Raw genomic sequence first — 14,488 nt, 5'->3', positions numbered from 1 at the left:
GCCTCATGACAGCCGCGTGAGTGCAGCTCGGGCGGCGACGACTGCGGCCTCGCCGCACCCCAACCTGGCTTCACAACGGCCACACGACTGCGGCCTAGTCAGTGCCCGTCGCACCCCGGACAAACGGCCCGCATCGCCGGCGGCGGTTGGGAAACGCTGCTTCAGTTTCTCAGGTACGTGGGGCATGTGGAGGAGTAACATTCCTTGCGGGGGGCGGGCCTGGAAAGGTAATAGCCATGCTCAAGGACAATCGAGTCGCAGCAGTGCTTCCGGCAGTGGACATCACCCGGGCACGGGATTTCTACCGCGACAAGCTCGGGCTCGAACCCGAGAACGCGGATGCCGATGACAACCTGCAGTACAAGTGCGGCAGCGGAACAGGGTTCTTGCTATACAAAACGCCAAATGCCGGCACGGCCAAGAACACGCAGATCGGCTGGGAAGTCGACGACCTGCCGGCCGCCGTTGCGGAGCTCCGCGCCAAGGGAATCGTCTTCGAGGAATACGACTTCCCAGGACTAAAAACCGAGGACGGCATTGCCGCTTTTCCGGATGGGAGCTCGGCGGCGTGGTTCTTGGACACCGAAGGCAACATCCTGAGCATTAACAGAATGGGCTAGGTGTTGCCCACCGGGCTCGGGCAGGAGCTCGCGGGGACTTAAGCTGCGGAAACGGTTCCGGCACGCCACGACCGGAAACGGACCTAGAGGCCCAGTCCCAAAGTGATTCCCAGTCGCCACACCAGCACCTAGAGCCCGAACACAAAGCCCGGCCGGATCGCGAAAGCCCTTCCGGCCGGGCTTTGTGCGTCCCGGGGCTTCAACCCGGGGCTTCAACCCGGGCTTTGTGCGTCCCGGGCCTACGGGTCGGTGCCGGCTTCCGGTTCCTCTGACCACGCCATGCTGGGGCCGATCGCGTCGATCGCCTGGGACAGCGGGATTCCGGAGCCGTCGCGGCGGCCATGCTCGCCGGGGAGTGAGCGCGCCACGCCGGCCAGGGAGGAAGCCTTGGCCGGACCGTGGCCGGCCCAGCCGAGGAGCAGTGTGTCCTCGCCCTTGAGGAAGCGGTGGGCCCGCACCCCGGCAGTGGCCCGGCCCTTGATCGGGTATTCGGCCAGCGCGGTGACCTTCGCAGCCCCGGGGGCCGTGCCCGGCAGGGCGCCGTCCGTCCCTGCGATGGTCACGACGACGGCGGCGGTGTCAGCGGGGCTGGCGGTCCCGAAGAACATCACCCGGTCCCCGGCGGCCAGCTTGATCCCGGCCATGCCGCCTGCGGTCCGGCCCTGCGGGCGGACGGCGGAGGCACTGAACCGCAGCAGCTGGGCCTGGCGCGTGATGAAGACGAGGTCGTCGTCGTCGGACGCGGCCGGTGCAACGCCAACCACGGTGTCCTTGTCCTTGAGCGCGATCACTTCCCAGTCCTCGCGGTTCAGCGGATAGTCCGGCTGCACCCGCTTGACCACGCCCTGCGCGGTTCCTATTGCGAGGACCTGGTCCAGCGGCGCGAAGGCCACCAGCGACTCGCCCTTCAGCAGCGTGATGAAATCCTTGGCCGCAACGCCGCCGGCCATATTCGGCGTGCCCGAGGTCGGCGGCAGCACAGGCATGTCCATGACCTGCAGGCGCAGCATGCGGCCCTGCGAGGTCACGGCTGCGATCTCGCCGCGGGCGGTGGTCTTGACCACCGAGGAGAAGACATCATGCCGGGTTCGCGGTCCAGCCTCGGCCAGGCTGTCCTGGTTGGCGGTGCGGGCGATCTGCCCGGACACGGTGAGGATGGCCCAGCAAGGATCGTCCGCGATCTCGAGGGCAAGCGGTGCGGCTTTGCCCTTGGCGCCGTTGGCTGCGCCCATTGCGGCTGCCACCGTGGGGGAGACGGCCTCCGATTCCAGCAGCACGGTCCGGCGCGGTGTGCCGTACTTCTCCGCGATCTCGCCGAGTTCGTCCGACACGAGGGCGCGGAGCAGCACGGGGGAGCCCAGGATGGCCTCGAGTTCCGCGATCTCCCGCCGGAGCTCCTCCTGCTCCTTCTCCAGCTCGACCCGGGAATATTTGGTCAGCTGCCGGAGACGCAGCTCCAGGATGTAGTTGGCCTGGATCTCGGTGAGATCGTAGATCGACATCAGCCGGGTCCGGGCCGCGGCAACCTCGTCGGAGGACCGGATGATCTGGATGACCTCGTCGATGTCCACGATCGCGACCAGCAGGCCCTCGACCAGGTGCAGGCGGTCCTTCTTCTTGCCCAGCCGGAAGGCCGTGCGGCGCCGGACGACATTGATCCGGTGGTCCACGTAGACCGTGAGCAGCTGGAGCAGCCCGAGTGTCTGCGGCTGGCCGTCGACGAGGGTGACGTTGTTGATGCCGAAGGAGTCTTCCATCGGGGTGAAGCGGTAAAGCTGCTGGAGCACGGCAGTGGGATTGAAGCCGTTCTTGAGCTCGATGACCAGACGCAGGCCGTGCTTGCGGTCCGTGAGGTCCACGACGTCGCTGATGCCGGTGAGCTTCTTGCCGTTGACGGCGTCCTTGATTTTCTCGATCACCTTCTCCGGCCCCACCATGTATGGCAGTTCCGTGACCACAAGGCCGGTGCGGCGGGCCGATAGCTGCTCGATGTCCACCTTCGCCCGGGTCTTGAAGGAGCCGCGGCCGGTGGCATAGGCGTCGCGGATGCCGTCCAGGCCCACGATCCGGCCGCCGGTAGGCAGGTCCGGGCCGGGGACGAAGCGCATAATGTCGTCAAGCGTGGCGTCCGGGTTATCGATCAGGTGCCGGGCGGCGGCGATGACTTCCACGAGGTTGTGCGGGGCCATGTTGGTGGCCATGCCGACGGCGATACCCGTGGCGCCGTTGACCAGCAGGTTCGGGAACGCGGCCGGCAGCACCTCCGGCTGGGTCAGCTGGTTGTCGTAGTTGGGAACGAAGTCGACGACGTCCTCGTCGAGGTGGTCCGTGAGGGTCAGGGCCGCGGCGGCCAGCCGGGCTTCCGTATAGCGGGGGGCGGCGGGGCCGTCGTCGAGCGAGCCGAAGTTACCGTGCCCGTCGATCAGCGGCAGCCGCAGGGAGAAGTCCTGGGCCATGCGCACCATGGCGTCGTAGATTGCGGCGTCCCCGTGCGGGTGCAGCTTGCCCATGACCTCACCCACCACGCGGGCGCTCTTGACGTGGCCGCGGTCCGGGCGCAGCCCCATGTCGGACATCATGTAGAGAATGCGCCGCTGTACGGGCTTCAACCCGTCGCGGGCATCCGGGAGGGCACGCGAGTAGATCACCGAATAGGCGTACTCGAGGAACGAGCCTTCCATCTCGGACGTGACATCGATATCGACGATGTTCTCGGTGAAATCCTGATTGGCTTCCCCTGCCGGGGGCGTGGTTTGGCGGCGTGCCATAAGGCTGGTGGATCCTTCTGAGGGGTGCTGAACGGGTTCTACGTAAGTTTATGACTAGGCTAAGCCTATGGTGGATCAGCCGGCGGACGGCGTATATCCGGAATATTGGGAAGCCGATGTTGTCCTGCGCGACGGCGGCACAGCGCATGTGCGCCCCATCCACCCCTCCGATGCAGATGCGGTCCAGGCCTTCCACGTGGGCCAGTCCCAGAAGTCCATCTACATGCGCTTCTTCGCCTTCAAATCCAAGCTTTCCAGCAAGGAACTCAAACGCTTCACCGAGGTGGACTTCAAGGACCGGGTGGCCCTCGTGATCACAATCGGCGGCGAAATCCTGGGCATCGGCCGCTATGACCGGCTCGATGACCCTGCGGAGGCCGAAGTCGCCTTCAACATCGCCGACGCCCACCAGGGCCGCGGCATCGGCTCGATCCTACTCGAACACCTCGCCGCCGCCGCCCGCGAAAACGGGATCCGCAAATTCAGCGCCGAAGTGCTCCCGGAGAACCGCAAGATGCTCATGGTCTTCTCCGATGCCGGCTATGACGTCAAACGGCACTTCGACGACGGCGTGATCAGCCTTGAGTTCAACATCGACCCCACCGACAAGTCCCGCGCCGTGATGGAATCCCGGGAGCACCGCGCCGAGGCCCGCAGTATCCAGGAACTGCTCGCCCCGTCCTCCGTGGCCGTGATCGGAGCCAGCCGCAAATGGGGCACCGTGGGCTACCAACTCCTCGAGCACGTCATCGAAGGCGGGTTCAGCGGTCCGGTCTATGCAATCAACCCCGAGGCCCTGGAACTCGCCGGCATGCTCTCCTTCGCCCGGCTCGCCGAGGTCCCCGGCCCGGTCACCCTCGCCATCATCTCGGTCCCGTACGACGAGGTCCCTAAGGTGGTCGAGGAATGCGCCGCCGCCGGCGTCAAGGGGATCGTGGTAGCCACCGCCGGGTACGCGGACGACGGCGAACGCGGCCTTGCGCGCCAGCGCGAGCTGGTGCGGCAGGCCCGCGCCAACGGGATGCGCGTGATCGGCCCGGCGTCGCTTGGCATCGTGAACACCAACCCGGCCGTGTCCCTCAACGCCTCTATGGCGCCGGCCTTGGCCCGCCGCGGCGGCCTGGGGCTGTTCAGCCAGTCCGCCGCGATCGGCGTCTCCCTCTACGCCGCCTCCAGCCGCCGACGCGTGGGCATCTCGACCTTCCTCTCCGCCGGCAACCGGGCGGACGTCTCCGGCAACGACATGATGCAGTACTGGGAGGACGACGCCGACACCACGGCGGTGGGCCTGTACCTGGAATCGATCGGCAATCCGCGCAAGTTCTCCCGGCTGGCCCGCCGCCTGGCCCGGACCAAGCCCGTGATCGTGGCCAAGTCCGATGCCATGGGCCTGAACCTCCCGCCCGGGCACGCCGTCCGCACCACCCAGGCGCCCCCGGAGGCGCTGGACGCCATGATGCGCCAGGCCGGCGTGATCCGGGTCGAGACTATCGAAGAGCTCATGGACGTGGCCCAGATCGTGTCGAGCCAGCCGCTGCCCAAGGGCGCCGGGATCGCCGTTTTCAGCAACTCGCGCGCCCTCGGCAAGGTGGTCGCGGACAGTGCCGCCCGCCAGGGGCTCGGGGTGGAGCGGATCGTTGCCGACGTCGACCTCGAATCCGGCATGTCCCGGGCGCTGCCAGCCCTGCGGCGGAGCCTGCAGGAAACCCTCACCCCGGACACTGTGCATGCGGCGGTGGTGGCGCTGCTTCCTGCGCGCGGTCTCACCGTCGAAAAGATCGCCGGCGTGCTGGCCGAATGTTCCGCTGCGGCCGGCAAGCCGGTGGTTGCTGCCTTTAGCGGAATACTTGACCCCTCCATTTACGTGGAAGGCATGGTCGGTGCGGAACCGGAACAGCCACATCAACCCAGGCTTGCTCCACCTGTTCCCTGCTACTCCAACCCGGGGGCGGCGGTGGCGGCCCTGGCCGCCGTCGTGCGTTACGCCCAGTGGCTGGACCGGGATCAGGGCCTGTTCGTGGAACCCGAAGGTTGCCACCCGGAGGCTGCCCGGGCGGACCTGGAGCTGCTGCTGGGCAATGTGGGCGGCGAGCAGCTGGTCCGACTGGACCAGGGCACGGCCGCGCGGCTGCTGGGCCACTACGGCATCCGGCTGGTTCCGTCCGTCGGGTTCGAGACGGCGGAAGAGGCCGTGGCAGCGGCGGAGCAGCTCGGCTGGCCCGTCGCTCTGAAGACCACCGATCCCGCGCTGCGGCACCGGCTGGACCTGGGAGGTGTGCGGCTGCACATCCAGGACGCTGATTCGCTGCGGCGCAACGTACTGGAGATGCGCAAGTCGCTGGAGCGGTACGGCTCCCCGTCCCTCGAAGTGCAGACAATGGTGCCCGTGGGGCAGGCGTGCACATTCCGTGCCATTGAAGATCCTCTGCTGGGGCCCGTGATCTCCTTCGGCCTGGCCGGCGACGCCGTGAACTTGCTCGATGACTGGGCCCACCGCGTGCCGCCGCTCTCCGGCTCCGACGTCCAGGACTTCATCCGGGCGCCCCGGGCGTCGCGGAAACTCTTCGGGTATCAGGGCCTGCCCGCCGTAGACGTCGCGACCCTGGAAGACCTCGCCGCCCGCCTCACCAGGCTGAAGGACAACCATCCGGAGATCGCGCTGGTGCACTTCAATCCCGTCCTCGCCGGGCCCGACGGCGCCTCGATCCTTGCCGCCGACGTCAGGATCGCGAACGCCGCCCAGCGGACAGACAGTGCGCGCCGGGCGATGCGCAGCTAGGCCCCCGCTTGCCGGTGCGGCCCCGCCGGGGGCGCCGGCCCCGCCGGCCGGCCCAGCCGACGTCGGCGTCCGTGGCCGGCAGTTAGCAAGTCCCCTGCCGATCTGTGAAAATGGAGACTATGAGCTCCCAGCCTCCGACACCCAAGCCCCTGGCGACCGCCCCCGCACGCCAGACCGCGCACCACCACGGCCTCCATGACCACAGTGCGCAGGGCCAGAGCTTGGAAGGGTCCCTCCAGCAGGCCGGATTCTACCCCCGGCTCGTGGCTGACGTCGTCGCCGATGCCCTGGACGGCCGCGACTGCGTGGCCCACCTGGTTCATCTCGAGACCCACTTTGACCGTGCCGAGGTCCGCCGCCACATCACTGTCCTGGTGTTGACCGATGACATGCTGGTCATCACCCATGTCGATGACCAGCAGCTCGACGACGCCGGTGAGCAGACCGTCGCCCAGGTGTCCACCGAGTCCGTCCCGGTGACCCAGATCCGCTCGGTGGTCCTGAGCTATGTCTATGCCCAGCCGCAGGACTACAAGCCCTCTGACCCTGTCCGGGAGCTGACGCTGTCCATCGCGTGGTCCGGCGGCCAGCGCCTCGACATGGGGCCGGCCAGCTGCGGGGATCCGCAGTGCGAGGCCGATCACGGCTACAGCGGCACCATCGCCCAGGAAGACATCGTCCTGCGGATCAGCGCCGAAGCGGACGGCCTGCAGGCCGTGCAGGACGCCAAGCTGTTCGCCCGGGCCTTGCGTGCCGTGAACACCGGCTCCGCGGCCCCGGTCCCGCACAACGGTCCCGGCCTGCCGCCCCGACCGCGGATGGGTGTGTTTGGAAACCGCCTCAGCCGCGGCCACCAACGCTGACATGGCTCGCGTCCGTCAGCCAGAACCCGCCCAAGATCAGCTGCCAGATCCGGTGCTAAGACCCTCCCCGGCCGCCACCGGTGTTGCCTTGCCCGTCCCACTGGCCTCCGGCGCCGGCCCATCCCCGCTCCCGGCTGCCCCGGCGTTCGGACAGCGGTCCATCGCCGAGGTAATGACCAGCGCAGCGGCAAGCCTGGGCGTCCCCGGATTCGAGAACAAACTGAATCTTCCGGCCGCCAAACGCGTGTGCGTGGTGCTGGCCGACGGACTGGGCCGGAACCTGTTGAAGCAGAAGATCGCCCACACCCCGTTCCTGCGGACGATCCTGCAGGCCGGCCAGGGCCAGGTGCCCGTCTCGCTGGACTCGGCGTTCCCGTCCACCACCGCGGCCTCTCTCGCCAGCTTTGGCACCGGACTGTCGGCGGGCCAGCACGGCATGGTGGGCTACGACGTCCTGGACCCGGATCAGGACCGGGTGGTGAACATGCTGAGCAACTGGGACGCCGGCGTGGACCCGCGGACGTGGCAGCCGTTCCCCACAGTGTTCGAAAGAGCCGCGGAGTACGTCGATGTCACCACCGTCAGCCTCCCGCAGTTCAGCACCTCGGCTATGACCGAGGCAGCGCTCCGCGGGGGCCGTTTCATCACCGGAACCACCTCGCATGCCCGGACCGAAGCGGCCGCCGAGGCCATGGCCAGCGCCGGGCCGTCGCTGATGTACTTCTACGTCAACGAGCTCGACAAGGCCGGGCACCGCCACGGCTGCCAGTCACCCCAATGGGAGCACCAGCTCGAAGAACTCGATGCCACGGTTCGGCGGCTCGGCGCCACGCTGCCCGCCGGGACCACTGTGCTGCTGACGGCGGACCACGGCATGGTGGATGTGCCCGAGTCGCAGCGGATCGATTACTCCGCGGAGCCGGCACTCCTCGCGGGTGTCCGGCACACCGCCGGTGAGCCGCGGATGGTCCATCTGTACCTCGAGGATGGAAGGGACGACGCCGCCCGCGCCCGCCTGCTGGCAAACTGGCGGTCCCGTTTCGGGGACAGAATATGGGCTTTCACTCGTGAGGAAGCGATCGTAGGCGGGCTGTTCGGTGATGTGCGGCCCGAGGCCGCCTTGCGAATCGGTGACATCATGATCGCGGCCCGGGACTCGCTGGCGCTCTACGATACGCGCAGAGTCCGGCCTACTGCCCTGGAGGTGGTGGGGCAACACGGGTCCCTGACGAAAGCCGAGCGGGAAGTCCCGCTGCTCTACTTCCAGGCTGACGGTAGGAGAGCGCCCCGCCGCTGACGTACCGGGCCTGAAATCATGCCGTAAATTCGAGGCTGAAGCCCTGGACCGACTCGCTGCTGACGCCCACGCGCGTACATTCAAGGCTGATCCTGGCGCCATACGCCTGGGCGTACATTCGAGGCTGATCCTGGCGCCAAACGCTGAGACGATCCGCGCCTGACGCCCGGGGCGCAAATTCCGGCCGAGACTGGCGCCTGCATGCCTGGAACGATCCGCGCCTGACGCCTGGGGCGTATATTCGGGCCGAGACTTGCTCCTGTGTGCCTGAGACGATTCGCGGCTGACGCCTGGGGCGTAAATTCGGGCCGAGACTGGCTCCTGTATGCCTGAACGCTCCGCGGCTGGATGACCGTTTTCCCGGCTGTTCTCCGCCGTTCCCGGGTGTGCGTACTGGCGCTCCTGCGATTGCTCTTACTGGTCGTTGCGGGTTCCGAAGACGATTTCGTCCCAGCTTGGAACGCTTGACCGCTTCGGTTTGGTGGGCTGGCGCTCTGGCTGCTCGGAGCCTGCGTCGTTCCGGCTGGCACCGTGTGACTCGCGGTGCTGCCGCCGGGACGATCCGCCGCCGATCAATTCATCCAAGCCCGGGCTGGCGGTGGGGGATTTGCCCGCCGGGCGCAGTTGCGAGGCCGCGATGGTGACTTCCCGAGTCTCGGTACTGACGCCGTCGTGCAGTTTCAGCGCATCGTCCTCCTCCGGGAGGCGCGGTGCGAGGGTCAGCCGGGAAAGCATTGACGGCCTGCCGTCGCGGCGTCGCGTGAAGGCATCGGTTTCCGGGGCTGCGGCCTCCAGGGCCGGAACCTCCCGGTGCCCTGTCTCTGATGTGCCGGAGTCGGATTCGGCGGGGTCGGCTTCGGCAGAGTCGGGATCGTCAGTGTCCGGATCCGCAGCGGCTTCGGCGAGGGACTCCGGTTCCGCCGCTTGTGGAACCTCGGGCACCTCTGCCGGACGGGGGTGGGCCGCGGGAACGCCGGTGGTCAGGAGCGTGGCCAGGGCGTCGTCCGCGTCCTCGTCCACGCCGATCCGCTGTCCGCGGCGGGACCGCAGCATGTCCAGCAGCCCGTCGGCGTCCTGTTCCTGGTGGATCCGGTCCTGCTGAAGCAGCATCTGGTGGATAATGCTGTGCTGGCCGGTCGCCGTGCGGGCCCCGGCCTCGGCGTCGGTTTCGAAGTCGAAGGGCCGGTCGGAGACGGCCGTAAGGCGCCGCGTCGGCACGGGGCCTTCCAGCGGCTCAAGTTCGCTCAGCTGCTGGGCCCAGCGGTTGGCGTTCTGCAGGGACTTCCGGGCGGGGTGGAACGTCCACATGGCCGGCGGCTCCTCGCCGATCCCGGCGGGGCCGCCGGGCTTGGGCTCGAAGCGGGCCACCACGTTCCAGCTGCCGTCGGGACGTCGCCAGGAATCCCACTCCAGTGTTGAGGGTTCGACGCCGTAAGCCCTGAGGCGGTGTTCCACCATGTCGCTGAGGGACGCCGGGTTTTCACCGAACACGGACCGGTAGACGTCCTGGCCCGGGGCGGGGGAGGCTACCTCCACCTTGCGTGCCTGCTGGGCGATGTACTCGCGTTCGGCCAGGACGGGGCCCTCATAGCGCTGGACTTTCTCCAGCGGAATTCCGGACAGCTCCGCCACTTCGGCGGCGGTGGCCCCGTTGCGAATCCTGGTCTGGATGTCGCGCGGAGACATGGCAATAGGGGGCGCGGCCGCGCTGGACGCGGTCTTCGCCGACATCCGGCTGGCTGCCACCCTCAGTGCTTCATCGATCGGCAGCTGGAACATCTCGCCGCCGGTGCCACTCAACAGGAGATGCTCTCCGTCGTCGTGGACGCCTACAAGCCGTAGATCCTGCATACAAATCCTCCACCCTGGCATTACTAACAATCGAAACTCTGCCACCAGCGGGACACAATTCGGGTTAGGACGGCTGGCGCGCCGTGATTTTCCGCGAATTTCCGCGACATTCCGCCGAATTTGGCCGGTCTGCGAAAGAGATCGTGGAGAGGAGACCGGCGGCCTCTGGCATTCGGGAGGCGCTTAAGCAAAAATGACCCGACACCGGGCACAAAAACCGCATGTCCGGCGTTGTCAACGGTGAACCGCTCCCGGAGCCCAGGGTTACCATCCCGGCGGGCCATCCTGGAACGGCGAATCAACCGAACGAATGCGGAGTGTGAGCAACAAATAATGGCGACTGATTACGATGCGCCGCGCAAGACTGAAGAGGACCTCAGCGAGGATTCGATTGAGGCTCTGAAGACGCGGCGTACGGAGAAGCCTTCCGCCGTGGTGGATGAAGATGAGTCCGACCTTGCCGAAGGCTACGAACTCCCCGGCGCTGACCTGTCCGGGGAGGAACTGCTGGTCCGGGTCCTGCCCGCCCAGGCAGACGAATTCACCTGTGCCTCCTGCTTCCTCGTCCGCCACCGTTCGCAGATTGCCCGCGAAAGAGACGGTCTTAAGTACTGCAAGGATTGCGAGGGCTAGGCAGGCGGCGGCCCTGACTATGAAACCCGGCGGTTTGGAGGCGGAGAGGAAACAGGCCGGAACCGGGAACCCGACGGCGAGGAACTACGAGTTGAGCGCGGCGATCAGTTGCTCCGGGTGTCGGGTGGACGTGAGCCAGTACGGGGTACGATCCGAGGGGTCCTCGATCTCGATCCGGACCACCGGGTCCACCCAGCCGCGGATACACAAGAACGCCAGCCCGTTGAGCCGCGTGCCCCGTTCCGCCGTCGCCTCCTTGCCGCGAAACGCCGTGACCTTGCCCAGGAACCCGCGTTCAATCGTGGCCCTGCCCACCTTCAGGGTGGTCCTGGTGACAGTGATGGACGGCGTGGACAGCACCAGCAGCACGGAGATGACTGCGAAGATCACGATCGCCGCGGTAATGCCGGCCCAGATGCTGATGGGCGCCAACATGAGGATCCCTGCGCTGGAGAACAACGCCGACACCAGCCAGATCCAGAAGTTCGGCCAGAGCTTCTCGGCATAAAGGACAGTGGAGTCGCTCGGGGCGCTCTTCGGGGCAGGCGCAGCTGCGCTGGATTCGGGCATAAGCACAGCTTTTCATCTTTCCCTGGCTATTTCATCTCGGCTCCGGTCCGGCTTCAGCGCCGCGCTAAGCCCGCCGCAATCCCGCTGCAATCCCGCGGGCGGCGGGCGCGGGCAGGCCGGTGGCGGCTAGGACGAAGTTCCGTGCGGGCGTTAGAGTGAGGGACTGTGACTGAAGAAAAAACCGCCGTCGCCAGTGCCGCATTGACGGCCAGCGACGCAGCCTACGGAACGCCCACCTTGACGGTACAGCTGAAAATGCTCGACGACGGGCTTGAACCGCCGTCGTACGCGCACCCTGGCGACGCCGGCGCCGACCTTCGCGCCCGCGAGGACGTGGTCCTCGCACCGGGGGAGCGCCGCCTCGTTCCCACCGGCGTCTCGATTGCGCTCCCGGATGGCTTCGTTGCGCTGATCCACCCCAGGTCCGGCCTCGCCACCAAGCACGGACTGACGGTTGTGAACGCTCCGGGCACGGTGGACGCTGGCTACCGCGGAGAAATCGCGGTGACACTGCTCAATACGGACCGGGACGAGGCGATCGAGCTCCGTCGCGGCGATAGAATTGCACAAATGGTCATTCAGCGTGTGGAGTATGCCAGGTTCCTCCCGGTCGAGGAGCTCGACGGCTCGGTTCGCGGCGGTGGCGGCTTCGGCTCCACCGGCGGTTTCGGCGGACCGGCCTGATCGCAGGCCCGGCCTGGCCACGCGAGCATTTCGGGATTTTGCAGGGCCGCACGGGCACTGAAGCAACGCAGACATTGAAGCAATACGGGCACGGAAGCAACACAGGCGCTGAGGCAACATCAGCGGTGCAGGGAACAATGAGCAGGCGGCCGCAGGGTAGCGGGCGGCCACGCGGACAGGCGCCAGGATGGCGCCGGGCGGCGGCACAGGATCACAACTGAAGGAGACACCCCATGGTTTTTGGGCGCGGCAAGAAAGCCAAGCAGGAGCAGCCGATGGAGCCGGACGAGGCCACGGATGCTGCTATTGACGCCGCCGCGACGCCGGCCGGGAACGCAGCCAAGAGCGGCCGGGCCGCGACTGGCCCCTTCGACGTCTCGGAAATCGACGACCAGGACGGGTATGTGGACCTCGGCGCGCTGCTGATCGCACCCCGCGAGGGACTCCAGCTCCGCCTTGAAGTTGAAGAGGCGAGCCAGCGCGTCGTCGCCGTCACCATGGACCTGGAGGGCTCGAGCCTGCAGCTGCAGGCCTTCGCCGCACCCCGTTCCGAGGGTCTGTGGGATGAAATCCGTGAGCAGATCGGCCAGTCGGTCGGCAGCCAGGGCGGCCAGGTCGAGGAGGTCGAGGGCAGCTTCGGCACCGAGCTCGTGGCAAAGCTCCCCGCCGGCGGTGGGGACGGCAGCCAGGGGTACCGCGTGGCCCGCTTCATCGGCGTCGACGGCCCGCGCTGGTTCCTCCGCGGCGTCTTCGGCGGCGAAGCGGCACTGGACCGCGACGCCGCGGCCCGGCTGGAAGGGCTTTTCCGGCAGATCGTCGTGGTCCGCGGCGAGAACCCGATGCCGCCGCGTGATCTGCTGCAGCTGCGCCTGCCCAAGGACACCACACCCGCCCCGTCGCCGCAGGCGGCCCCCGAATTCGAACAGCCCGAACGCGGACCGGAGATAACCCAGATTGGCTGATGCCGCCGGCAGGAAAGCCGCCGCCGCTATGTCGGTCCGGGACCTGCCGGACCGCGGGCGGGTGCTGTGCCACGGCTTCATCGAGTCCGTCACATACGTGCCCACCACCCAGGTGGCGTCCTTCATCGCGATCTTGATTGATCACGATACCCCCGCTCCCATCACCCGCCTCCTGCCCTTTGGTGCCCAGGGCGGCAAGAGCCAGGGCGGCAAAGCTGCCGGAACGGCCAACAGCCTGGCCGCCAACGGCGTGGCCACGCACAAGGTGAGTCCCAGCGCGCAGCGCCAGCGGCCCGCCGGTCCCAAGGAGCGGCTGCGCGTCGTGTGGCTGGGCCGGCGCCGGATCCCCGGCGTCGACGCCGGAACGGAGCTCAGGCTCGAGGGCATGGTCACCATGCGCGACGGGCTACCCACGATCTTCAATCCCCGCTACGAAATACTCTCCCGCCAGGAGGAGCAATGACCTTGCCCGAACACCCCGAGCGGGCCCGCCCGGAGCGGGCACAACAGGACCAGACACAACAGGACCGGTCACAACAGGACCGGACCCAGCAGGAAATTGGCCAACAGGAACCGCGGGAAACCGCGGGCGGTAACCGGGACATGTCCCCACCTGTTACTCCGCAGCCCTCCCAGCCCACTGTCTCCCAGCCAGGCGTCTCCCAGCTTGCCGAGGACTATGCGGCCAAGGCCGGTCTGCACCGGTCGAGCAATGGCAACATCGACGTGCTCAAGAGCGCCGGCGGCATCCAGGGCATCGCCGAGAGCATCCTGCCGGGCCTCGTCTTCCTGATTGCCTTCACCATCGACAGGGAAAACCTGACCCTGGCCGTCATCGCCGCCCTGACGGTGGCCGCCGTCTTCACCGTGGCACGGCTGGTGCAGCGCAAACCGCTGACGCAGGCGCTGGCCGGCTTCATCGGCGTCGGACTCTCCGCCTGGCTTGCCACCTCGACCGGCAAGGCAGAGAACTTCTACGTGCTGGGGTTCTTCACCAACCTCGGCTACATCCTGGCCATGTCCATCTCCGTGGCCGTGCGCTGGCCGATCGCCGGACTGCTCTTCGGCTTCATCCGCAACGAGGGCCTGGAATGGCGCAAGGACCCGAAGCGGGTCAGGGCCTACAGCATCGGCACCTGGGTGATCGTTGCCGTGCTGGTCCTGCGGCTTGTGGTGCAGGTGCCGCTGTACTTCATGGGGGAGCAGGGCCTGGCCGCCCTTGCCACCACCCGGCTCCTCATGGGCGCCCCGCTCTACATCCTGGGCATCTGGATTGCCTGGCTGCTCACCCGGCCGGTCCCGGTGCCCGCCGGCGCCAAAGAGCCCAGCTGACCCGATGCTCTATCAGATATGGCCGTTCCCAGCCCGCGGGATCATGCGGTGATCGCAACACCTGATCATTGAAGGGTGTCGATTGCCGTGGTGAAATTCTCGAGTCGTTTGGTGGCTGAGGTTGTTCAG

General features: G+C 67.4%; 12 protein-coding genes. 9 read left to right on the top strand and 3 right to left on the bottom strand.

Annotated elements, in window-relative coordinates:
- Positions 1-236 precede the first annotated feature (236 nt).
- Entirely contained in the window at positions 237-620 is a 384-nt protein-coding gene (locus ACFRJ8_RS20010) for a VOC family protein (protein ID WP_377988127.1), read from the top strand.
- 239 nt (positions 621-859) lie between these two features.
- Here ACFRJ8_RS20010 and ACFRJ8_RS20005 read toward each other — a convergent pair whose 3' ends face one another.
- Complete coding sequence (locus ACFRJ8_RS20005) at positions 860-3,388, bottom strand: DNA topoisomerase (ATP-hydrolyzing) subunit A (protein WP_377988126.1); 2,529 nt, start codon at positions 3,386-3,388, stop codon at positions 860-862.
- Between the two features lie 67 nt (positions 3,389-3,455).
- On the opposite strand from ACFRJ8_RS20005, the gene ACFRJ8_RS20000 reads away from it, so the two are divergent.
- The 3 genes from ACFRJ8_RS20000 (at position 3,456) to ACFRJ8_RS19990 (ending at position 8,327) form a co-directional block, all read left to right on the top strand.
- Positions 3,456-6,167, top strand: a complete 2,712-nt coding sequence (locus ACFRJ8_RS20000) for a GNAT family N-acetyltransferase (protein ID WP_377988125.1) — start codon at positions 3,456-3,458, stop codon at positions 6,165-6,167.
- A 119-nt stretch (positions 6,168-6,286) separates the two neighbouring features.
- Positions 6,287-7,030: a DUF5998 family protein gene (locus ACFRJ8_RS19995; protein ID WP_277524512.1), complete on the top strand. Its 744-nt coding sequence runs from the start codon at positions 6,287-6,289 to the stop codon at positions 7,028-7,030.
- Between the two features lies 1 nt (position 7,031).
- Entirely contained in the window at positions 7,032-8,327 is a 1,296-nt protein-coding gene (locus ACFRJ8_RS19990; RefSeq protein ID WP_377988124.1) for an alkaline phosphatase family protein, read from the top strand.
- A gap of 414 nt (positions 8,328-8,741) precedes the next feature.
- Here ACFRJ8_RS19990 and sepH read toward each other — a convergent pair whose 3' ends face one another.
- Positions 8,742-10,178: a septation protein SepH gene (sepH, locus tag ACFRJ8_RS19985; protein ID WP_377988123.1), complete on the bottom strand. Its 1,437-nt coding sequence runs from the start codon at positions 10,176-10,178 to the stop codon at positions 8,742-8,744.
- Between the two features lie 333 nt (positions 10,179-10,511).
- On the opposite strand from sepH, the gene ACFRJ8_RS19980 reads away from it, so the two are divergent.
- On the top strand, positions 10,512-10,811 hold the full coding sequence (locus ACFRJ8_RS19980; protein ID WP_377988122.1) for a DUF4193 domain-containing protein: 300 nt from the start codon (positions 10,512-10,514) through the stop codon (positions 10,809-10,811).
- Between the two features lie 84 nt (positions 10,812-10,895).
- On the opposite strand, the gene ACFRJ8_RS19975 is transcribed toward ACFRJ8_RS19980, so the two are convergent.
- Complete coding sequence (locus ACFRJ8_RS19975; RefSeq protein WP_377988121.1) at positions 10,896-11,381, bottom strand: DUF3093 domain-containing protein; 486 nt, start codon at positions 11,379-11,381, stop codon at positions 10,896-10,898.
- A 165-nt stretch (positions 11,382-11,546) separates the two neighbouring features.
- Here ACFRJ8_RS19975 and dut point away from each other — a divergent pair, with 165 nt between their 5' ends.
- The 4 genes from dut to ACFRJ8_RS19955 all read left to right on the top strand — a co-directional run bounded on the left by dut (position 11,547) and on the right by ACFRJ8_RS19955 (position 14,359).
- Positions 11,547-12,065, top strand: coding sequence for a dUTP diphosphatase (gene dut / locus ACFRJ8_RS19970; RefSeq protein ID WP_377988120.1), 519 nt, complete (start codon positions 11,547-11,549; stop codon positions 12,063-12,065).
- 233 nt (positions 12,066-12,298) lie between these two features.
- Positions 12,299-13,027, top strand: a complete 729-nt coding sequence (locus ACFRJ8_RS19965; protein ID WP_377988119.1) for a DUF3710 domain-containing protein — start codon at positions 12,299-12,301, stop codon at positions 13,025-13,027.
- On the top strand, positions 13,020-13,490 hold the full coding sequence (locus ACFRJ8_RS19960; protein ID WP_377988118.1) for a hypothetical protein: 471 nt from the start codon (positions 13,020-13,022) through the stop codon (positions 13,488-13,490). Before ACFRJ8_RS19965 ends, ACFRJ8_RS19960 begins: the two co-directional genes overlap by 8 nt.
- Complete coding sequence (locus tag ACFRJ8_RS19955; RefSeq protein WP_377988117.1) at positions 13,487-14,359, top strand: DUF3159 domain-containing protein; 873 nt, start codon at positions 13,487-13,489, stop codon at positions 14,357-14,359. The genes ACFRJ8_RS19960 and ACFRJ8_RS19955 overlap by 4 nt, the downstream gene beginning before the upstream one ends.
- Positions 14,360-14,488 lie beyond the last annotated feature (129 nt).

The sequence above is a fragment of the Arthrobacter sp. NPDC056886 genome, from assembly GCF_042788715.1.
In the GTDB taxonomy this organism is placed as follows: domain Bacteria; phylum Actinomycetota; class Actinomycetes; order Actinomycetales; family Micrococcaceae; genus Arthrobacter.
This window is presented reverse-complemented; position numbering and strand designations above follow the sequence as displayed.